We start from the raw sequence: 22,170 nt of genomic DNA on the forward strand, positions 1-22,170 counted from the left end.
TGTCCGGTGAGTAGGTCTCCATGACCTGTACCTGGAACCCTTTACCCTTATGACCGCAGTAGGTGGCATCCGGATCGGATGGGTTTTGCAGTGACTGGGACGATACCTCTTTACTGGGTTTGATAACCACCTTCGTGGTGTCATCATTCTTTTCGACTACACATTGCTCGCYGAACATCCGCACCAAAAGCTTATAAGAGGCCATGGAAGCAACGGCTTCATGATCTTTGAACCGTTCCACCAGAAGAAAGCAGTCGTTGCCAAGTTGCTCAAGGGTGCGGGATGCATCGCTGGGCTTGACAGCAAACAGACCATCATTTTTTGCTTCATAGCGGGTGGCAAGCTCATCAAGGGAATGGTAAAGATCAGGATGGTGTCGTTTGAGATTGATGAGAAACTTCCGGTGAGTTCTGACAAATAAACGGATCCGTCCCAGGTGGGCCATGTTGGAAAAGATATGCACCGAATCCAGGCGCTGTTTTGATGTATCCAGACTGAACAAWTTTTGCAGTGTCTCTGAGATATTTTCAAAAAGTGCCTGTTCAAGCCCAAGCTGCSCGATTTTATCCCTCAGGCCCCAAAGGGTTCGGTGAGCCACATAGCAGCTGGAGTCGGAAGGGTCKGTAATGTTCAGTGCATAGTGCCACTCGATATTAAGGGCATATTGCCGAATCGCCTGATCATCAGTCAGATCCTCCATCTGCTGTAACAAAACAAGTCCGAGCATGGCATGGAGTTCCTTGGTAGGCCGACCCTTCCCGTCGTCAAAGAGATGAAACAGTTTCTTGACCGGAAGTCTGTGGAGGATTTCTTCACGAAACAGATGCGCCCATGATGACTCCAGAAGAGCCAGCCTCTTTGGACCAAGATGCTCAAACGGGCTGAACATGTCGTACTGTTTGTGATCTTTAACGTAGATCATGCAAAATCCTTATAATAGATTAATATCACAGGATATATGTAACAAAAACGGCTCCTTGAATCAATAGCAAAACCACATAAAGACAACAAATTTAAAAGGTTATGGAATTTTGTTTTTTTTGCGAGTCCATCATCTATGATACCGAGATCACGGGCTTTGTGCTGGAAGTCCGGCATACGGGAACCAAGACCTATTACCTGAAGTACAGGAATAAGCGTAAGGAGCAGCGTCAATACAAGATAGGGGATGAGAAGTCCCTGACCTTCACCAAGGCCAGTCAGGCTGCCAGAAAGATTCGTTCACGGGTGGTCATAGGGGAAGACCCTGTAGATGACAGAAAGCAGTTGTGTAAGATGATGACCCTGGAAGCCTTCGTTCAGAGTCGCTACATTCCTTTTGTGCAAGGTTATAACCTCGATTCCCTGTTGATTTGTATACCTACAACGCTTAATGCCGTGCTGATATTTTGCGTAAGAACCTGAAACACCAAGGATTACCCTTGATTTTTGTTGAAAATTAATTTTTTAAAAGTTTAAAAAAGCTGGTTTTTTGACCCTTTGCAGGTATAATAACATATTACTAATAAGATCATAACACACTCGACATTAAGCTAAAATATACTGGGTGTCTTGTGCTCTAAAAAAACTGGCAACTCTTACGGTTTTCTTTTGCAATGATCTCAAGATGGAGAAGACCTTTTTTCTGAGGTCTTCCGGGCCTGAAACAACCATTTTTCCAATCTTGTGATGTTTCAGGTATCCCCATACCATTTCATCCGGATTCAAATGAGGGGAGTATGGAGGCAGGAAGAACAAGCGGAGCTTTCCTGCCGTTTCTTCAACAAATTTATTGACCTTGCCTGATTTATGGACAGGATGCCCGTCCACAATGAGGAAGATGGGAGAATCAGCCTTGTAAATCAGACGTTTCAGAAATGAGATAAACTTATCGGAATTCATTTTTCCGTCAATGGTCATGAATCGGAGTTCCCCCGAGGGAGAGATGGCCGAAACCATGTTGATACCAAAGCGAGCCCCCGTTTTTTCAACGACTGGGGTGACTCCTGTGGGAGCCCAGGTCGTCCCGCTGTGGTAGTCTGATCTTACGGTTGATTCATCGGCAAAAAAGATTTTTGCATTCTCTTTTTCAGCCTGTTTCTTTATTTCCGGGAACTCATTTTCAACCCATTCCTTTACCCGGTCTTCGTCCCTCTGTCAGGCTTTTTTTAAAGGCTTCTGTGGCGAAAAACCAATTTTTTTCAAAAGACGACCGACAGTGGCATTACTTATGGAAACATCGAACTCCTTTTTGATAAACTCCCGAATCATTTCACGGGTCCACAGAGCAAATGGAAATCCGTAGTCCATAGGATTTTTATCCGCAATCTTCCAGAAAAGCTCATCAAAATCTTTGGTATGGAACTTAACGGGCCGACCTGGAATCGGTTTCGTCTTTAAAGCGTCAAGGCCGCCTTTGCGGTATTTGGCTATCCACTGGTAAATTGCGGATCGATGGTAACCCAGAGCCCTGGCGATAACCTCTGGGCTTTCACCCGATTCGATCTGCTGGACAGCGCGTATACGGATAGCCTCACGGGTCTTATGATCGAGTTTTCTAGCGTCTTGTTTTTTCATAAGCAGCAATATACATCATGTCGAGTTGGTTTTGAACTTTTTAGTACCTCAGAGGAGACAGGGCTTTTTGCGACACCTCAGACTTACCGGCATAGCTTCTCTCCCATAAAGTGTCGGCTATCCTTGCAATATCACCGAACAACCTCGAACCAAGGGTATCCAGCTCTTCATCAAGGCCCGCATCAACACCACCTGCAAGGACATCACTTTTGGGAGCCACCACCCGGAACATCTGCCAGCTAAAACCAAGGCGGCTTCTTGCATAATCCGCATCCACAACAGAACCTGCGATGATGGACTCCCAACCGGGATTGTCTTTGATCCATGCCTGTACGGATTCATCGTAACGATTCAGAAAGTCTTCCCTGGCCTGCATGAAGTCATCCCTCAGATCCATAAGACTCCTTTGCATCTCAGCCACCAGATGCTCCGGTATGGCCCAACCACCAAGGAAGCGGACACCAACGCTATCAAGGAGAGCAACAGCCCTGCCCTTCAAGGTTGAAAATATCCTCAGCTCAGCAGGGTCACAGATCCGCTTGCTGCCAAGGGATGCGATTTTCTCAGGGGGAAGATCGACAGCTTTAAAATCAGATGGGGTCAGTTTTCTTCTGGCAGTCCAGATATTCACATCCAGCCGTACCGCCACAATCTCATTGAGAATCTGCATGTCTGTATGGATAGTCATGGTAATTTCCTTTCGTTTCCGATCTTTTAAATACAAAAGGGGGAACCTCCTTAAAGGCTCCCCCTCATTTGTTCACAGTTATACCTGCTGTCTTGTTTCAGTCTCCATCCCCCGGTTCTGCCATGGTATGGGGGAACATCCTCTGCACCAGCTCATGGAGCATGGCCCTTGTTTCATAACCAGCTCTGAATCCCAAGGCCCTGTCCAAGGCATAGGCCACGGGTTGTATGCCCTGATAGGCAAGGGGYTGGAACCGTACCGTCAAATCAGCCCAGCGCAGAAGTGTYCTTGTGGAAAATGTSACCTCTATGCCCTTGCCGAACTGRTTRCCATCGRTGAACATACGCCGTACTTCCSYTGCAAAGTCCAYCATGCTGTTGCGGATGGATTCAGGGAGATTACCTGCTACCCGTGCMAGCAGTCCCTTTTCTGCATTTTTATCAGGGTACCCGATYTCACAGAGCCAGAACCTGTCCATGAAGGCAAGGTTTTGTCTCACMGTTCCCTGATAAAGCCCTGACTCATCGGATGCACCRTTGGTATTGGCTGTRGCTGCAAGCCTGAACATGGGATGGGGTTCTATRATCTCYCCWCCGTTTTCAGGGATRCACAAAGGCTGCACCGTCCAGTATCCCATTCAACCCGGACAGAGTTGCAGGATCAAGCAGGTCTATTTCATTCAGCAGGAACAGACCKCCATAGCGCATGGCAAGRCTCAAAGGCCCGTACTGATAAACCATCATACCRTCCTGYAAGCTCAAGTGACCCACCAGATCATTGAACTCCAGGCGACCATGGCCMGTTACATCAAAGACAGGATAATTRAGCCTCGCTGCCGTCTGCCGKATCAGGCTTGTCTTGCCGCTACCGCATGGCCCGAACACATAMAGGGCATCAGACGGCTCCATRAACCAGACCACCACTTCCCGCATGGTATCGTGGAACATATAGTCAGGATTTATTTCYGGAGTRTTYCTGCATGGGAAYTCAAATCCCTTGATCTTCCTGCCGGATGCTCTGCCGCTAAAAACCAGTCCTGCATCCATATCTATGACATTGAGTGTAGAAAGTTCTGTATTCATGCGGCTTTCTCCTTCTTATTACGGTTGATGTAAAGTCTCTCRTGGGGGTCAGATGTTTTGCTTGCCCTCTGCAACAGCTCACGGGCTTCACCTTCGGACATGATGGCTGTAAGCTCTGCTTCCAGAWGYCGWTTTATCCAGAGAGCTTCTGCCGTTGACTATGGCCACCCWGAACCTGAAATCTCCGGTATCCAGCCAGTTGCCGTCCGGGTTCATCAAGTAATACTGTCTGCGGATACGATTCTCCTGATCACGGATCTCCTTATCCAGGRYTGYTTTCTTRTTTTTRAGATCTTCCAGCAGGGTAAACTGCTCGTTGCAKKCGGGATCATGGACGGACTGCATGACAAACTTAGGGCAGCCCACAGCATGGTYGCACCAGTCACAGAGAGGATGAAAACCCTTACAATGCTCCACATCGTTAAGACGGATCAGRCCACTTTGATATGTATGCATCCTCTCCCAGATACGGCGGGCTACCTTTTCACATATCCCCCACAGCAGATAATCCGGRCGGTAGGGGCCAAAGGGTTTTACGCCACTCATATTCARACAGAGAACCCAGCCCTGWATATCCACRCYWTCRGRAGTATCKGGCATTYTCACCCCCAGCTCCTTYAKGRCTATCTCAGGGAAGGTCAGGTTCTTATGGTTTTTGGTACTGAAGCAGGGYTGATCCCAATATGCGGATACAATGCCAAGCTGACCGTAGAGCTGGGTTTCATGGGAAGCRTACAGACTGGCGGGTATATGCTCCGTGCTTTTGATTTCAAGGATGCGAACAGCAGGAGTCTTGCCACCCCAGGCCATGGTAAAATCCAGATGGGCTTTCATCGGCATACCGTCATTGACTATGGCCACCTCCAGTTGATGGATGGGCTTTGAACCGTTGGACCGCAGAACTTCTCCCATGCCGGATTCAAACCAGTGACCCCGCTGAAACACCAACTCCCTTTGCAGGGTTGCAAGTATCCTCTCCGTATCTTCCTCGGCATACCACCGGGCGACTTCTTCAGGACKGKWTGCTTTTTGAAACTTATCCGCCACAGCAGCACGAAGACACTCCATGCCCCTGCCWATATCCGACATACCGATATAAGAAGACCTGTCTCCAAGATCTGCTTTCATGTTCTGACTCCGGGCMAGRAGACCCTTGGTRATCTGAGCCARAAGMCCCATGGACTCTTTTGTGTGATGGATGGTCATGACTGCCTYCTTTAAACGCAMMAAGGCCCACCGGYTAATACCGGCAGGCCCTGTGTCTGGATGAATRGGGATGGGATGTTCAGGCTGCGGATTGCTGGCTGTGCTTCCACCAGAGTTTGCGCTCTGCGTTCCAGCGGAACCCTGCTTCTTTGAGRATATCCTTTTTRGGCATGGTGTCTCCCGTRGCCGCTATGTAGGCCCTTCCATCCTCGGTATGAACCGTGTTGTAGAAGATRCCRTCAAGACKKAGGCAGGGTATCCATACTGGAGGGCTGATTTTGGGGATTCTGAGGAGTAGAAGGTRCCTGATTTACCGGRGGAAATGGATCGTTTTGAGGCTTTGGTGACTGTGGGAAGTTATTTTGTTTTTGTGGATTTTTGTTGTTTCTGATGCAGGCCCCTTCAGCATCATCATCGTTTTCTGTAATRATMCCAACCATGGAAGACAGGGCATAGCGTCTGGCATAGGTGATGGCGGAACCGTASCCTTGGGGATCRTTTTTRGACAAAGGCATCATGAGCAGGGAAGACTGCCACTGGCCTGATTCTGCGTGCATAAGYTTKGTWACSAGYCCCAGATGMCCGGTTTCTACAGGAACAGGATACTGCGTCACCCAGACTCCGTTCTTAATTAAAATACTGCTGCAAGCCTCCATGACARAGCTTAGGGTGGCGTACATRCTGTTGGTATAGGTGTTTTTCCTGTCCTTTTGAACAGGCCTTAATTCCTGCTGCACCCGGAGCATGGCCTTGGCAAGCTCCTTCACATCCGCTGAGCTGTACTGTTCGATAACCATAGTRACCTCCTTTAAATTAAAGACCCCCGCTGCCCGTAAAAAGGCAGAAGGGGTCTGGTTTTGGATAGATAACAGGTGAATAATGTTTCAATTCATAGTTGTAATATATACCTGAAATCCACTGATYACCACTTTGGGAGGGTCAATATGGGTGCTGMGGGSTTAAAATGGKCATCTGTGCGGGGAAATTACGAGGGTRTCCGCAGAWCTCAAACAGAGCAAAAGACTCCCCAACCCTGCCATGGCTGCCWATACAGCAACCACAGCAGAGGGAGCCGYTAATGTTTGGTGGCATYMTYGCCTATSAGMAGATCCAGACCTTTGTCACCGGCAGCAAGAACTTCTCTGACCTTYTCRGGGGTRAGCCTSGTAGCCTTGGCAATATCCTCCGGTTTCATATTRAACTCMCGGAGACTCATGATCGTCTKGTACTTCTCGTTGTACATGCCTTTAATCACRCCTTCCTCACGCCCGATACYCTTAATSCGTTCTGATAGCAGCATACCATCCTCCTTTTCTGTGAGCAGACTGAGCAACTCTTCCTGCTCATTYTCCTGTATATCTGCATAAGTATAAATAAAATCCAGGTATTTTTCAAACAGAGCCGCACCCACCAAGCGAAACAGTCCGGTCATGGCCCTCATTACGACATCTAACTTCTCCTCTGGCTCATAGTTCATCTTGGGAAGGAGAATCATGACTACAGGGTTTGTGGAATCAAAATAATCCCTGGCCTGATACTCAAAAAGACGRATCTTCTGGTACTCGAARTGTATGTAGTTCTTTTCCCCAAAGCTGCTGTCCAGAACCCTGTCCACATCCTTACGCCATTTCCTGCGGTCTGTGAACAGCACCGTAGGGATRACAATGGCACCGGGATGGGCTTTCATGTAGTCTATGCCATAGTGGGCCACYTTGTAGATGGAAAACTTGTACTTATCCTCCTGAAACTCCAGCAGCCACARGATCAGAGTCCCATTCTCAAAGACAAACAGTATGGGTATGTCCAGCACAAAATGCCGGTCTTTCAGCTTTTCTTTTTGGGTCTCCTGATTGACAAGCTTACAATCTATAAGCTTGCCCATACCYTCAAGGATCTCCGGGGATAAGAACTCTGCTATCTCCCTGGTAAAGTCCCGTGCCAGATTTTTAAAGTTCTGATCGTGGGACACTCTCTCTGCCATCCCATCCTCCTTTTTGTTAATATAATCARAATATGCAGGAAAGAAAGACTCMACCCTGCGGACTGCCTGCCCTGCATCTGCTGTCTGYATTTTGAACTATGGAACAGATACKGCCCTGTGTCGATACAAAAGCATTCACCCCCGACACCCTGCACCGCAGACCAGATTTACACCTTATATATAGGGGGCCACAGGAACAGCCACCCTGCCCTCACAACACAGCCTCTGCACAACTGGATTTAAGGCATTTTACAGCAGAAGCTACCGTACTACGGGAACAGCCAAGCATCCTCTCGATTTCAGAATAGGAAAAGCCCTTCTTCCTCAGCTCCACTATCTTCAACCGCTGATCCGTATCCACTGGCCTGCCCTTGAACCGCCCAAGCTCTTTGGCTCTGGCAATACCCTCGGACTGCCGCCTTCTTCTGTCCTCATAATCCTTACGACTGACAGCAGCCAGCATATCAAGAAGCATACCGTTAATGGCATCAAGGATACGCCCCTGAAAACTCTCTGAAGCTTCCGTATCCATAAGGGTATGGCTGATGGGCAGATCCATGGACACAATCTTCAGTCCCTTACCCTGTATCAGTCCACGGAGCTTATGCCAGTCCTTACCGTTCAACCTGCTCAGGCGGTCTATCTGTTCCAGAAGAAGAACATCCCCAGGCTGTGCCACATCCAGAAGACGGAACAGCTCAGGTCTTTTCATACTGGCACCGGACTCATTTTCTGTGAACCAGGCCGATACCTGTACCCCCTGATTCAAGGCAAAGCACTCCAGCGCAGGTTTTGCACGGTCTGCATTCTGTTCCGTAGTCGAAGCCCTCAGATATCCGTATATCCTCACAGTCATTGAATCATACTCCTGCAATAATGTGCTGAATCTGTCTGTTTTAACTGGTTTAAAAATGCCAGTCTGTTTTGAGTGGTCGGAAGGATTTATCAAACCGGCATTTTACAGGCTCCGAAGTAGTTGGCGTAGAGTACACCCAAATCGAACTACCTGCTCACCCCCTGCCAGACCAGATTCCTACCTTATATATAGGGGCCACTCCGGAACCACACCCGCAGCCCGGAGCCACCCCCACGGGTTCAAGACTCTTCTTCATCCGTCCCGTCTTCCATATCCAGCCATGTACCCGGCACAGCACCGCCTGCCACACTGGGAAGGTCATCATTTCCTGAGGATTCATCCAGAGCTTCCCCACCATCTACACCGTCTTCTTCTTCCTCCAATGCCCTGTTTTCCTCGACCTCCCGTTTCACAACCAGATTTCTGAGCGTACCCGGCGACCACTTACCCTTGCCGGAAAGGGTCAGGATTCTTGCATCATCGAGTATGGAAGCCAGGACACCATAGCTCGGTGCAGGGCTTACGGCTGCCCTTCGTTCCATAACCCATTCCAGCACAGCTTCCCGGTTGGGCTTTGAGTTCACTATACTTTCGATGACAGGACGCAGGTTGTGGGGGTCAGCATCTTCATTGTCCTGGGCTTCATCGGCAGGTTGTACGGACTGAATAGGGGGAACAGTCAAGTCAAAGCTAAGGGTCTGCAAGCTCACCTGAAGATTACCAGCCTCTATCTCGTAAAGGTCAAAGGGTTGCTCCACTGGCAGGCCCAGCTCCTTTTCAAGGTTGGTCATCCGTCTGTCCAGATTCCTGATACCGTTTTGCATGTCGTCTATGGCCTCACAGATGGCGGTTATGGCTATGTTGTTCTCGGTGGCCAGCTTCTGAAAGCCATGGGTCAGGGTTCGGGACAGCTCCTCCCCAAGGTTGGTGGCAAATCTTTGGAGCAGGACTTCCAGCATAGGGATCAGCTCTTTCAACAGCTCATCTTTGACCTCCTGAGCCAGCTCCTTTGAATTGACGGGTTGGGTATCCCACGCCTTGTCGGTGGTAATGGGGGTATCGGGAAGGGTAAGGTTCATGTCTCCTCCTATATTCTCATCATTGGGATCAGCGATTGAAGCACACCATGTACTAAAGCACATCGGCACAGAGTCACACCGGTCACTGGGGCACACCTGCACAGGTTCACACCGGGCATTAGGGGACACCTGCACAGGTTCACACCGGGCATTAGGGGACACCTGCACAGAGTCACACCGGTCACTAGGGCACACCTGCACAGAGTCACACCGGTCACTAGGGCACACCTGCACAGAGTCACACCGGTCACTAGGGGACACCTGCACAGAGTCACACCGGTCACTGGGGCACACCTGCACAGGTTCACACTCATCATTAAAGAACTGGGGAACAGGTTCACACATCACATTCGCATTCCTGATCCAATAGTGACTGTATTTTTCCAAGCACTCACCCACCCACTCACCGAGCTGAGGATCATTCTTTATTTCTTGTTTTTTCAATAGAATATCTCTTATATCCTCAAATGAATACTCTTCAAAACGCAACCCGTCCACCAGCAGCACTATCTCTATGCACTCCTCAAAGCATTTAAAATATCCTCCGTCCACCACCATCCCAGGAAGAAACAGCCGCATCTGGTTACGGTAATTGAGTATCTTCTTATAATTGATGTTCAACTCCACGCCTATTTGCCTGAAGGAATACAACTTCCTGTCACTCATACCCTCCTCCTCTCATACATTCTTGACCTTCTGACACCACCGGACATCACATCGGATACGCATCCGGAGCATCATGGGTGACGCAATGCCACCCTGACACCGCCCCGACCTCACCCCGACTTCACGCTAAAAGCATCGGACGCTGGCATTTTGATAAATTCTGTCAATTTTAATCAAAGTTACGCCAAAAAACTGCCCGGCGTAACTTACGCTGCCGTAATTTGCCCAAAAACGCCTGTTTATGGGCATATGCTCACTGGAACGCTGTTTACAACCATCAGTTAGCCCTCTGTAACCGCCTGATTTCATACGACCCATCAGACACCCTACCCATCACCAAAAAAAGTACCCATCTATATCCCACCGGATTTTCCAGAAAAGCGTCAACGGACTTCACACGATTACAGCTACTTAACCCCCAAAAACGACCCATCATTTTCCTTCCATCGTTTTTTGAATCTTGGTTCAAATCACTCTGCACCACCATCACTTCCTATGCTTCGGGAGACTATTTCAGTGGCTTCTTTGAGGGTATCCTGACTCAAATGGGCGTACCTCTGGGTGGTGGATATGCTGGCATGGCCCAGGAGTTTTTGTACCTCATAGAGACTCCTTCCATGGTTGATCAGAAGGGAGGCAAAGTTGTGTCTCAGGTCATGCACCCGGACATCCTCCAGCCCTGCTTCCTTCCTGATTCGATGCCAGGTACTGTAAAAATGCTTCAGCGGCTCACCGGTCTTGGGGTTGGCAAATATAAACGGGCTGTTGTTTTCCACACGCCTTTTCAGCACCTTCATGGCGGACATAGACAAAGGGATATGCCTTGGCTTTCCCGACTTGCTCATGGGTACCGTCCACAAGCCATGGTCAAAGTCCATATCCTCCCACCTGGCATGACAAGCTTCCCCCTTTCTGGCCCCTGTCAGTATCAAAAACTCGATCAGGTCAGGGACTACGGCACTCTGGCAGTTCTTCAATGCTTTCAGCAGTCTGTCCGTTTCTTCAGGTGTAAGGAAGCGTTCTTTATGCTCGTTATCAGCCAGCTTGGACACTCCCCTTGCAGGGCTTTTGTCGATGTACTCCCACCGCTCTGCCAAAGAGAAGATGTACTTCACCAAGGCCATCATCCGGTTGACAGAACCCGGTTTGTAGCCCTTGGCCACACAGGAAGACTGGAACTCCCGCACATCATCCCGTGTTATGGCAGACAGTTTGGCGTACTCCCACAACGGCAGAAGCACCCGGTCTATCATCTTCTCATCCTGTTCCCAGCTTCGTTTGTAGAGCTTCACATGGGGGAGGTACTTGTCTTCCACGAAGTCACCAAAGCTCATCTCCTGTCTGCGTTTATCCATCATGGCAGCAGGGTCATATCCCATGGCCGTCTGTGACCGGATCTCTCTGGCTGCTACCCTTGCGTCTTCAAGACTGACTGCATCCACAGGCCCGATACGCACCTGTCGCACCCTCCCGTGCCTATCCCGGTACCGCAGATAGTAGGTACACCTGCCAGAAGACCGCACCTCCAGCATGAACCCAGGTATTTCCGTATCAAAGTAATCCACCCTTCCCTTGGTCACTACTGGTGGATCAGCCACAAAGCCCGTTGTAAGTAATATTTTTGGCATCGCATCCTCCCTTCATACTGCATCCATGATCTTAAAGCCCCGACTGCCCCTACCCTCACTCATCATGCTAAAAAGATGGAAATTCAAAAGCAAGTAATTTAGAAAAATATCGGCAAAAAAAAGCTGAGCATGTTGGTTGCTTGCAGAGAAAATTTTTGCCCTTGAAATCATTACAAAATCAAAAGTCAAGTATTTTTGTCAAAATCACTAAAAAAATATTTCTGGTGCTTTCGGACAAAAAACTCCACTTTACGACCACACATTGCTAAGGTGAGCTGAGCATGGATAATGGAGTGGAGAGTGGGAAACACATACCCTCACCCCAGGGCAGGCACAGGGGCCTACACCAGAGGTAGAGAGAGGAGTCATGATGAAGGAAAAGTCATACGATGTGGAACAGATCACAGGAGAGCAACTGAAGGCAGGACGGATACTGCTTGGCTGGTCACAAAGAACACTGGCAGCCAAAGCCTACCTGTCCCAGGGGCCAGTCACCCAGGCAGAGAAGAACAATGTAAGGAAAAAAAGCACCATCATGCTGATCGCCCATGTACTGATGGAAGCTGGAATAGAGTTTATCAACCATGAGGACGGAACCTTTGGGGTACTGATCAAACCTGATGCGGACAGGGCAGAAGAGAGGGAGGACGGATGAGACAGTGGGAAGTGGAGAGTCTAGCGTGGAGGTATGATGAGGGAAAAATCTTACGATGTGGAACTGCTGAAGGGAGAGCAGATCAAGGTTGCCAGGATACTGCTTGGGTGGTCACAGAAGACACTTGCAGCCAAAGCCTACCTGTCTGAAACGGCTGTCACACGCTTGGAAAGAAAGATACTGGAGAAGAAAAGCACCATGAAACTGCTGGCCCATGTACTGGTGGAGGCAGGGATCATATTTGTCAACCATGAGGACGGAACCACGGGAGTGCTGATTAAGCCAGATGCAGACAGGACAGAAGAGATAGAAGAGGAGGAAGACTGAGCAAAAAGACAGGCCTTATGTACTACCCTGCCCCCCTGAAATCAGCTCATACAGCGGACAAAAGCTACGGTAAATATGGGGGATAGAAAGCGTAAAAATGATGTTCGGTACTATCCGGCACATCCAGTACATCCGGCAAAATCGACAACATCTGCACAAGAGAAACAGGATACACAGGGACAGATACCAAGGCCACAGAATGCCCCACAAGACAATAACCAGACACAACCCAGACTGCAGGGCTGTGTCCGGTCATAGATGGGTAAGAAATCAAAATGAGAAGGGTTTAATGCTTGGTAGCATCCTCACCGATCAGAAGATCCAGTCCCTTGTCTCCTGCTGCAAGGACAGCCTTTACCTGTTCGGGGGTAAGACTCGTAATATCCGCTATCTCTTCGGGCTGCATGTTGTATTTCTGAAGATTCATGATGGTCTGAAACTTCTCGTTGTACACACCAAACCGCTCTGCACTTGTAATGTATGGCATCTTTTTCTCCTCCTCCAAGAGGTAAACTTCTTCAAGGAACTGTTTTTCAAGCTCCCTGGGCAGGCTTATCATCCAGTCGATGTACAGGTAAAGCTGCAATATGTCTTCTTTGCTGTAGTTCCGCTGGTACATGAGTTTTACCAGATGGAACTTCCACGCCTTCAGCTCGTCTTTTGATTTGCAGCTTTTGGCCTTGATCTGGGCCATGACCACCAGGGCGAAAACATTGTCGCTGTTTTCAAGCTCTTTCCACCGCTCTTCATCCTCCCAATCCATAAGTTTGACAATGGGAAAGCGGAAGTCAAGGCTGCAACCCCATAATTCTCTGGCATAGGAATCCGGTCTGAAGCTCTCCTGCCTGTCCGTCAGTACGCCAAGGCTGACCACATCCCTGTCATAGCGGTCAAAGATACGGAAATTGTACACATACATGCGTTTGRGGAAGACAGTTTCAGGGTCACCCTGTACCTCCACATGAATCAGTACCCAGATTTCCTGATTCTTCTTTGTCCAGACCTTCACCAGCTTATCCGCATACCGCCGTCCCAGGGTTGCATCCCGGACGACCTTCTGAAGCTCCTTGTCGATGAATACGGGCTTACGGTTCCAGTCTATCTTATCATGGATCTGAGGGTAAAGAAGGGCCAGAAACTCCTTAAAGTACCGCTCTACGGCCTCTTTCCACGGGCTGTCGTARTCAYTGGAATTGCTTGTTTCGCTATCCAAGATATGTCCTTTCTGAAAATACGGTAAAATAATCATACCCGGAAAAAGCATAGACTGAAAGGAGGAAATTGGGAAGGGGGAGGCAGTACGAAGCGGAGCGGGAAGCAAGACCACCTGCAGGGGGTGTACCATAATGCACAAACACCCAAGGGAACAGAGAAACCCTGCAGGAAGACACAAAGAAAGCAGATCAGGATGCACTGCCATGGCAAAATAAAGACGTACAGGACAAAAGAAAATTGGGAGCTGGCAAACTACAAAAGGGCAATACTGCTACAGACCAGACACAACCCATGCTCTAAGGCTGCATCCGGTCAATAAAGGGGCTTAATGTCTGGTAGCATCATCTTCCATCAGCAGATCCAGACCCTTGTCACCTGCGGCAATAACAGCCTTTACCTTCTCAGGGGTAAGTTCAACGCCTGCCGCAATATCTTTGGGATTCAAATTGAGTCTGGAAAGACGCATAATGGTCTGGAACTTCTCTCTGGTCTCTCCCTTCTGCTCTGCAAGAAACAAAGCCGATTCATGATCCCGCTTCCACCTGATGTGGGAATTATAGGCTTCACGCATATGTTCGTCCTGAGTAAARCTCATGTACTTTTCTCTGGCGTTGGCTATCTGAGGATTGTTYTTCAAGATGTTTTCCATAATACCATCCTCCTTRTTCAGGCCTTCATTTTTGAGATAATAAAGCCAGTTGTCCAGACTCTTATCCAGATTGTAAKCAGTAATCTTGGGAAGTTCAAGGAAATGCAGGGMAAGGTGATCCGTCAGGAGCAGTTCCGGCGTATCCTTTTCTCTAAGCATGAAGCARAGGTGGTATCGATCCACATTCTTAAACATCTTAAAATCAAGGATATTGATGCAGACCACAGGACGCAGGGTAGAATAATTRTCMCCTGTAACCAGCTGATCTCCGTAGAGGTCAGTCCAGTAATACAAAGCCCGTTCCCCGAAAAAGCCCTTATYCGAGTTCTGCATTTCCATATCAATCCACCTGCCGTCAGAAGATTTTGCCTTGATATCCAGTATGGTTTCTTTGGCATTGAGGATGGTCTGGATGTTGAAAGGGTTTTTAATCACAAGGTCTGTGATCARAGGGAATCCTGAGTTTTTCATAACGGCATTGATRAAATCAATGAGAATGGGCTTATGCTCTTCCTTGCCGAAGAGAAACTTGAAGAAGATGTCTGATGTGGGTTTTACATAAAAATCCGTAAGCATCTGGTTCAAGGGGGCCTCCATGCAGGGTGGTAAAGTGTCTTATGGCAGGAAGGACCATAGCCTGAAAAAGGGGAAGGGGGAAGGGGGGCAGCCAGCACAGGGCAGGCACAAAGAACCTGCCCTGTGCACGGCATTATACCCCCTACCCCACCTGCAGGGCCTTCAGTACGGGAAGCTGCTTTTGGGCAAACTCCTCAGCCTGCAGGGTAAGCTCTGCGATGTTTTCTTCCATGGTGTCAAGGGCCTTGCCTTCCTTCACGATGCGCTGGCCCTGGGATGCCAGTATATCCCAGACAAAGGCGGCCTGTTCYGCAGGCTGTTTTTTACCCTTGGCCGCTGCAAGCAAATAGAGCTGCTGGAACCGCCCCACCTGTATGCCGCTGCCCGTAACGGGGCTTGCAAGGTAGCTGATGTCTCCGCTGCTGCGGGCTTTGTCCATAATAAAGGCGTTCAGCTTATCCGTGCGCTTTYTCATCTTCTGGATGACACCATCCTCCTGAACGGCGGCAAAATGMCCCGCACCGGCAAGCACCATCACAGACTGCAAGACCTGCACAAAGCTGATCTTCTTTTCTTCCATGGCTTTTACGATCTGGCCTATGGTTTTGGGCTTATGGTCTGCCATGAAATCCAGAATGGGAAGATAGACACCCTCGTTCATGGTGGCCTCGCCCAGAGACCCGGTTACCTTCAAAGATATGTCCGGTCTGTGGGATACCAGCACCACCCGCTGCTCCCGGATGCTCTCGGCCTGCTCCAAGGGCTGGAGCTTACGGATGCCCTTGACCCAGTAATCCCTTCGGAACTGCTGGTTCACCATGAAATCCAGGACTGTCTCACGGAAGAGAGGGTGGGGAATGTCCTTTAACAGGGCCTGCTGCTCTTCGGTGAGGTTGATGGCATCTATGTGATCCATGTAATGGGCGGAACAGGCATAGGAGAGCTTGGCAGGTTCCAGCCATTCGCCCATGGTGGATACATGCATGGGGTGCCAGTCTTTGTTAAAATACTCATGGGCAAGGTAATGGCGGTTCTGCTCCTTCACCTTGGTAAGCCTGTCTGCTATCTGGGTATTGGCACGGGCGTAAAGGGGCTGGGTAGCCATGAGCTTTTCTGCAAAATTCAGAGATGCATCTATGCGGCTTAGGATACCGCTGCCCTCGGCACCCATGACTTCGGAATGCTCTGTCATCAGATGACGCATGGGAGCAAAGGCAGCCCAGCCGGGTAAGGTGTTGTAGCTGATGTAGAGCACACCGCCCACATTGAGTTTTCTGCGGATGAAATCCACAATCACAGCCCGGTTGTCATCGGATATCCAGCTCCAGATGCCGTGCAGCCCGATATAATCAAAGCCGGGAAGGTCGTCTTTGGCACAGAACTCATCAAAGGCTGCATCGGAAAGATGAAGATCCGCACCGGATATATCGGCAAGGTTACGGGCAAAGGCTGTCTGGGAAGGGTTAAAATCCGTACCATGCCAGATACCGGGGGATGCGGCTGCGTGGATGTTCACACTCAAACCCTGACCAAAACCCAGCTCACAGGCGGTTTTTACTTCGGGATAGAAAAGGCCTGCGTTTAAGAAAGCAAGGCGCAGCAGCAGGGGGTTCAGCTCTTTGTAGTATCCGTAGGTGTAGCCGATATCCGATACATAACCCGATGACCAGTCTGACATGGTGATCCTTTCTATGATTGAAGATGGATGACTGCAAACCAGCGGCAAAGGCTGCCCGTGCCGTAAGGGTTATGGCCAGCCTGTTTTTCAGGTGGGCAATCTGCTGATCCGTACCGGTTCTGTGGATGCTGATGACCAGCTGCCGGGCTTCATGGCCCATTCCGGAGACCTCGTAAACAGGGCCGTCCAGCTCAAGTTTGGCTGGAAGAACAACAGGCGCATCCGGAGGCGGAAGAAGGGCAAGGTTAAAAACCGAAACAGCAGGGGCAACTGCAGCGAAGGGGGTTCCATCGCTGGCTAAAGCAAAAGAGGGCATCCCTCGTGCTTCATGCTATTCACAAAAAGGGTTCGGGTGAGTCGGCTACTACTAGTTAAACTTCAAAATATCGCCCTGATCACCAAACAGGCTTTCCATATCAACTTCTTCCGGCTTCCATTCGATCCGTTTTTCTGCAAGCTTACCAAGGGCATGGATATGTTGCATGGAAAGCAATTGACAATACACTACCGCCAAAGCACCAGACTGATGCACCCGACATATGGCTTCATCACTTAGAGCTGTAAATTTCTCCTCATCTATACGAAACAAACCGTCAAGGGTCTGTACCTCCTCATGCTTACCCCTCACCTTAACTGGCCATGGCTGGATCAGTCCTTCTGCATCCAAGGCAGCACACATACGCAGGGTCAGCTCACGATTACTACGGACCTGCTGCAGGAAGTCCAGAATATCCTTAACAGACTGCGAAGGCTCTCCTTCGCCATCAAAAAAAGCTTGATCAAAATACTCAGCTACCAAACCACTTTCTCTATCCACACAAAGAACCAGCTGATTGTTTTCAGCCTCTGCCAGTGCGAAGGGATAACTGCGGTAAGCAGCAGGAATATAAGGCGCTATCCAGTGACCTTCCGGAGAAACGCAAAGGTTCTGCCCCTGTTGCAAACCCAGCAGCGCTGTGGTTATAAACTGGTTATTCTGCCTGATAAAACCAATGGGCAGACTCATGGCTGCCCGTGGAAGTTCCTGTACCACCAAGGGGGCAACCAGATCAGAGCCAGCGAAATGATAGCTGTCAAAACGTTTCCACCGGAGACTCACAAAATCTGTTTTGGTTACGGGCTGGTACTTGGACATGGATAGACTCCCTGATTTTCTGCCAGTCACAAAATATTTTTTTACACTCTATGCAAAAAAAGAACTTCCTGAAGCATTACGATTCTTAACGATGGAGGCTCCCACGCAGTCGGCCCATTAGCCATAATGTAATGGACAGGGAAAAGAGCACCACCGGGCTATGAACCCGTACACCCACTATAGCCTTGCATTTTTGCATTCGCTATGCAGTCGCTTTTATTCACGTAGCCCTGAGTAGACCCGGCAACAATTTTACCATTTGCCGCCACCGAACGCCACCACCACTTGTTATCATTTCCTTTGTAGATCTCACAGGTACCTTTATCTATGCCCGTCATCGTCTTCTCCTCTCAGAAAAAAATCCCCACCCCTCATAAGAGAGATGGGGATTTTTGAGTCTTACCGCTTAAAGGGGAGAGGCTTCTAAAAAAAAGCCATAACCAGTATTAGCTTATTTATGAGATAAGGTCTGCAGCCGCTGTCACATCGGCCGCTGTCACGCCTGTAAAAGTAATCAAAACATCACCATCGTCATAGGTTCCGGTAGTCGCTGAATCGGTAGCTGCATGGACAGTATTGCCATACACAAAAATACCCTCTGCATAGCTGCCAGTATATGCCTCACTTACAGCCTCTGCGGCAACAGCAGTTCCAAGTGCGCTGGTGAGGAATGTTGCAACTTCTGCAGCGCCAGTAGTAGAAAAATCAGTCCCGGTGAAGGAAGCAGTGGCAATGTTAGCATCGCCCACACTAAAATCAGTGATGGTCAGGCGTAAAGCACCGTTTACAGTACCTATAGCGATGACATCATCGCCCAAACCTGTAGTCACAGTAAAGACAGCTTTGGTTCCCGCTACACTATTTCCAACCGTTATTAGATCATCATCGATACCACCTGTAATCGTTGCGGACTTACTTGCGTTTACAACGACTTCGTTAACACCCAGAGCAGAACCGTTAAAGGTTGCGGTTTCAGCGGTGATATCAACCGTATTAGTTAGACCGCCTGTACCGGTTACCGTACCTAACGCACCGGAAGCATCAACCGTTACGACTTTTGCATGCAGCGCCCCCAATTCAATATCGCCAGCCGTACCATTGGCGTCAATGGTTATGGATCCGGTCAGAGCGCCTGCGCCAGTGTTTGCAACGGTAATATTGCCTATCCCTACATCACCCAAAACGCCTGCCACATTCACGCTGATGGTCCCAGCTGCAGCAGTGTCAATGGTGCCTATATCAAGACCCGCAGCCAGACCTTCTGCATTAACGCTGATACCATAATCCAGAGTTGTTGAGCCCAAATCGTCGAGTGTTACCTGTGCAGCATCACCGGAACCAGCAAGCTCGATGCTGGAAATTTTTGCCAACGCAATATTCGTCCCGTCAAAATGCTTGGATGCATTAACCGTAAGGGTCTCCAAAGACGAAAGATTGCTACCTGTCAGCGTAAAATCACCCGCATTGGTAACCACCAGATCGGTCAGCTTGGTAGCCACAAGGGCGACTGTATTATCGGTGGTTATGTTTGTATCGATAAAGACTGCTGACGTGGCGGCAGCAAGGGTAATCGTGTTATCTACTGCACCCGCAAGATTCGCCGTAAAGGACTGGGCAGCTGTCGCTGTTATGTTGCCATTAGTACCATCGCCCAAAGTATTATACTGTGCCACATTCAGCTCGACACTGCTAGCCTTGGAAAAAGAAGTATTTACCAATGCCGTTGTGGGTGTTGCCTTAGTACCACCACTTACATTCAGGGTGGTGGAACCACTGTTGTCGGAACCCACACTACCAGAGGCAGCTCTAACTAAGGTTACTCCCAGATCAATGGTACCCATGTTGGCAAATACGGCATTATTTGCAGCTCCTTTTACAACAAGACTTTCCACACCCGTCGTATTGACAGCAGAAAATGTCATTCCAGTCACAGCTGCTATTTCAATAGTTTGTACACCTGCCATCTGATACTGTACCGTATTAATAGCGCCACTCAGTGCCAAGGTATTGTTACCCGCACCACCGTTGATTTCTGCATTAATAGCAAGATCGTTAGCTCCCGCACGGATAATATCGTCACCGGCACCAGCTAAGACAGAAGTCACACCAGTTGCGCTACTCAGATTAACATCCAAGTCACCCTTCAGACCAGAGGCATCCAGAGTTTTCAATCCAGAACCAACATCTGTCAGCTTCAGAGATCCATCTCCAGCAGCCGTTAATGCCTTAGCGTTATTGGCACCCAAAGCTACGATATTGACTCCGGTAGCGGTGATGTTAATTTCTTCGATACCTGCGGCGGTAACCGTAACGGCTGCCTCCGGTGTGGTTACGGTGCCTGCAGCATTTTTCACTGCTACCGTACCGATATTGGTCAGACCCAGAGCCAAAGCATCATCCGTACCATCTGTTACCTTGCTTGCGTAAGCAATGGTTGTAGTGCCGGATGCCCGGTCAGCTAAATTAACAGCTGCGTCCGTAGAACCCAAGTCAGACAGATTGATAGCGCCCGTCAAATTATACGCTTCGACCCCTTCTACCTGCTTGGCAGAAAAAGTACGGGCTATGGTACCATCATTAGCGAGAGTTACGGTCTGAACATTTTTCATGAAGCCATCACCGGTGAACCCGGTAAAGGATCCCTGCATATCCACTTCAAGGGTGTTATTACCTTTTCCGCCATCAATCTGGTCAGCAGCATCCAGGGTACGGGCAGAAGAAAGGGAAGAAGAAACGGCCTTGATGGTGTCGTTATTCTCTGTGGTACGGAAATCCGCATCTTCCACTTCGGGACCAACAATATCGGTACCAGTAGTGAGGGTAATGGTCTCACCGGGAACGCCGGGATCGGGGACGTCTGCATCAACTTTTTCCTTAGCTGCGGCAACAGTAGACTCATCATCTGTTACCTCGGAAACATATCCCACAAACTCATCAAGTTCAGAAACTTTAAGGTCTTCTCCGGGTACCTTATCTGCCGTGTAATCGGATACTGCAACACGGTTGTTAAAGGTAGCATAACCCACAGGATCAATTTCTTTATTATCTTCTATAGCGGCTATAAATTCTGCGGCTACTTCACCTCGGCTCGCACCACCTTCAAGGGATGCCACCCAGTGATCAAGGCCTTCTGCATCCGGAGCTTTATTCATGGTATTGAGATAAAGCATTTCTACAAAGGCTGCATCATCATCATACTTATCACCATAAAACTCTTCAGCAGCATCGGTTTCAACCATGCCCTGAGCTGCAGACTGCATGTCTTCCGCACCCTGCCAGAACTTGTTACCTGCACCTTCGGAAGCCCGGCCGAACAGTGCCACATAAAGTTGAGAAACCTGCATTTTAGCTCATGGAAATCAAAGCACTCACAGTGTCGCTACCTACCATACACAGTCTTCAAATATCACAACAGAACAATTCCTTCCTGTGGCTGTAAAAAGCCATAGGAGGGAACAATCCCTTCCAATCAATTTCTACACAGCAAAACCGCTCAAACAAAACCCTGCAATAAAACAGCACCACTTACAATCATAAAGGGCATTACCCCGCAACACTCCAGTCATGCAATCTTTAAAATCTGATCTGAGCTTTACCTACTTAAAGCCAAAACAAAGGCCATATGAAAGAGCATCAGGCTTAAAAAGCTCTAAGCAGGCATGGATTGCTACGGGTACTTTTTAAAGACCAAGGCTTAATGCAAAGAAAAGCCATAAAAGCAGCCATAGATGTGCCTGAAAGCACAAAAACAATCTACAGCCGACAAAGACAACAAAAACACTCCATGCAGCCTTACAATCAAAATAAAGATCTGTGAGCATTAAAAGCATCAACAGCAGTTAAGAACTTTGAGAGTGGTTTGGCCCACCTAAAAGCTCCAAACTACATTAAGCAGCAAAAAAAAGCAGATACCATGAATGCAAACGGTGAGAGACCAAAGCAGCTATGCAAGAATCTCCTGTCCGGCACGAGAGGTGTATCCATACGGTAAGCCTCCTACCTGAAAGGGCTACCACCCCTGCCGTGTGATATGGTCAGCGGATCTGGATATTCATAGAGCGACTAGGGCTATGCAGATTGTCCTTAGCGCCATGCTTAGTCTTCTTATACTATAAGAATAACTCTCGTAATCCCTACTGCCGAGTATTGCCGTAAAACGATTCCCCACAGCCCGTTGACTTCCTACTTAACGA

Annotated in this window: 20 protein-coding genes and 1 pseudogene; 3 read left to right on the top strand and 18 right to left on the bottom strand. The window is 48.9% G+C overall.

What is annotated here, in order from left to right:
• A partial coding sequence (locus FIM25_RS14795; protein WP_139450636.1) for a transposase occupies positions 1 to 922 on the bottom strand: 922 nt, incomplete at its 3' end.
• Positions 923 to 1,023: 101 nt separating this feature from the next.
• On the opposite strand from FIM25_RS14795, the gene FIM25_RS14800 reads away from it, so the two are divergent.
• Entirely contained in the window at positions 1,024 to 1,404 is a 381-nt protein-coding gene (locus FIM25_RS14800) for an Arm DNA-binding domain-containing protein (RefSeq protein ID WP_139450637.1), read from the top strand.
• Between the two features lie 123 nt (positions 1,405 to 1,527).
• On the opposite strand, the pseudogene FIM25_RS17930 reads toward FIM25_RS14800, so the two are convergent.
• From FIM25_RS17930 to FIM25_RS14840, 10 genes and pseudogenes are all read right to left on the bottom strand, one after another.
• Positions 1,528 to 2,124 (bottom strand): annotated as a pseudogene (locus FIM25_RS17930) (IS630 family transposase); the annotation flags it as partial.
• Positions 2,125 to 2,136: 12 nt separating this feature from the next.
• On the bottom strand, positions 2,137 to 2,556 hold the full coding sequence (locus FIM25_RS17365; RefSeq protein ID WP_218961445.1) for a winged helix-turn-helix domain-containing protein: 420 nt from the start codon (positions 2,554 to 2,556) through the stop codon (positions 2,137 to 2,139).
• A 40-nt stretch (positions 2,557 to 2,596) separates the two neighbouring features.
• Entirely contained in the window at positions 2,597 to 3,244 is a 648-nt protein-coding gene (locus FIM25_RS14810) for a DUF3150 domain-containing protein (protein ID WP_139450638.1), read from the bottom strand.
• Positions 3,245 to 3,341: 97 nt separating this feature from the next.
• The gene (locus FIM25_RS17785; protein ID WP_342774350.1) at positions 3,342 to 3,881 is read right to left on the bottom strand and encodes a CbbQ/NirQ/NorQ domain-containing protein; all 540 of its coding nucleotides are present in this window, start codon (positions 3,879 to 3,881) and stop codon (positions 3,342 to 3,344) included.
• A complete protein-coding gene (locus FIM25_RS17375; protein ID WP_218961448.1) occupies positions 3,844 to 4,326 on the bottom strand; it encodes an AAA family ATPase in 483 nt (160 codons plus the stop codon). Before FIM25_RS17375 ends, FIM25_RS17785 begins: the two co-directional genes overlap by 38 nt.
• 87 nt (positions 4,327 to 4,413) lie before the next feature.
• Positions 4,414 to 5,454, bottom strand: coding sequence for a hypothetical protein (locus FIM25_RS14820; RefSeq protein ID WP_139450639.1), 1,041 nt, complete (start codon positions 5,452 to 5,454; stop codon positions 4,414 to 4,416).
• Positions 5,455 to 5,771: 317 nt separating this feature from the next.
• A complete protein-coding gene (locus tag FIM25_RS14825; protein ID WP_139450640.1) occupies positions 5,772 to 6,329 on the bottom strand; it encodes an ERF family protein in 558 nt (185 codons plus the stop codon).
• Positions 6,330 to 7,724: 1,395 nt separating this feature from the next.
• Positions 7,725 to 8,369, bottom strand: coding sequence for a recombinase family protein (locus FIM25_RS14830; protein ID WP_139450641.1), 645 nt, complete (start codon positions 8,367 to 8,369; stop codon positions 7,725 to 7,727).
• Between the two features lie 239 nt (positions 8,370 to 8,608).
• Positions 8,609 to 9,448: a hypothetical protein gene (locus FIM25_RS14835; RefSeq protein ID WP_139450642.1), complete on the bottom strand. Its 840-nt coding sequence runs from the start codon at positions 9,446 to 9,448 to the stop codon at positions 8,609 to 8,611.
• 1,136 nt (positions 9,449 to 10,584) lie between these two features.
• A complete protein-coding gene (locus FIM25_RS14840) occupies positions 10,585 to 11,742 on the bottom strand; it encodes a site-specific integrase (protein WP_139450643.1) in 1,158 nt (385 codons plus the stop codon).
• 370 nt (positions 11,743 to 12,112) lie between these two features.
• On the opposite strand from FIM25_RS14840, the gene FIM25_RS14845 reads away from it, so the two are divergent.
• Together FIM25_RS14845 and FIM25_RS14850 are read left to right on the top strand one after the other, a co-directional pair.
• Entirely contained in the window at positions 12,113 to 12,397 is a 285-nt protein-coding gene (locus tag FIM25_RS14845) for a helix-turn-helix domain-containing protein (RefSeq protein ID WP_139450644.1), read from the top strand.
• A 36-nt stretch (positions 12,398 to 12,433) separates the two neighbouring features.
• A complete protein-coding gene (locus FIM25_RS14850) occupies positions 12,434 to 12,724 on the top strand; it encodes a helix-turn-helix domain-containing protein (protein ID WP_139450645.1) in 291 nt (96 codons plus the stop codon).
• 286 nt (positions 12,725 to 13,010) lie between these two features.
• Here the strand turns inward: FIM25_RS14850 and FIM25_RS14855 are convergent, their stop codons facing one another.
• The 7 genes from FIM25_RS14855 to FIM25_RS14885 all read right to left on the bottom strand — a co-directional run bounded on the left by FIM25_RS14855 (position 13,011) and on the right by FIM25_RS14885 (position 21,321).
• Positions 13,011 to 13,937 carry a hypothetical protein gene (locus tag FIM25_RS14855; protein WP_139450646.1) on the bottom strand — a complete coding sequence of 309 codons (927 nt, stop codon included), beginning with the start codon at positions 13,935 to 13,937 and terminating at the stop codon, positions 13,011 to 13,013.
• Between the two features lie 327 nt (positions 13,938 to 14,264).
• The gene (locus FIM25_RS14860) at positions 14,265 to 15,164 is read right to left on the bottom strand and encodes an Rpn family recombination-promoting nuclease/putative transposase (protein ID WP_246052230.1); all 900 of its coding nucleotides are present in this window, start codon (positions 15,162 to 15,164) and stop codon (positions 14,265 to 14,267) included.
• A 142-nt stretch (positions 15,165 to 15,306) separates the two neighbouring features.
• Entirely contained in the window at positions 15,307 to 16,368 is a 1,062-nt protein-coding gene (locus FIM25_RS17730; protein WP_342774351.1) for a methyltransferase regulatory domain-containing protein, read from the bottom strand.
• A gap of 337 nt (positions 16,369 to 16,705) precedes the next feature.
• A complete protein-coding gene (locus FIM25_RS17620; protein WP_246052226.1) occupies positions 16,706 to 17,158 on the bottom strand; it encodes a hypothetical protein in 453 nt (150 codons plus the stop codon).
• A 51-nt stretch (positions 17,159 to 17,209) separates the two neighbouring features.
• Entirely contained in the window at positions 17,210 to 17,977 is a 768-nt protein-coding gene (locus tag FIM25_RS14875; protein WP_139450650.1) for a SapC family protein, read from the bottom strand.
• A gap of 158 nt (positions 17,978 to 18,135) precedes the next feature.
• Positions 18,136 to 18,315 (bottom strand): YegP family protein, encoded by a 180-nt coding sequence (locus FIM25_RS17790; protein WP_139450651.1) that lies wholly within the window; start codon positions 18,313 to 18,315, stop codon positions 18,136 to 18,138.
• Between the two features lie 117 nt (positions 18,316 to 18,432).
• Positions 18,433 to 21,321 carry a DUF4214 domain-containing protein gene (locus FIM25_RS14885; protein ID WP_139450652.1) on the bottom strand — a complete coding sequence of 963 codons (2,889 nt, stop codon included), beginning with the start codon at positions 21,319 to 21,321 and terminating at the stop codon, positions 18,433 to 18,435.
• Positions 21,322 to 22,170: the final 849 nt, after the last annotated feature.

The organism is Desulfobotulus mexicanus (assembly GCF_006175995.1).
Classification (GTDB): Bacteria; Desulfobacterota; Desulfobacteria; order Desulfobacterales; family ASO4-4; genus Desulfobotulus; species Desulfobotulus mexicanus.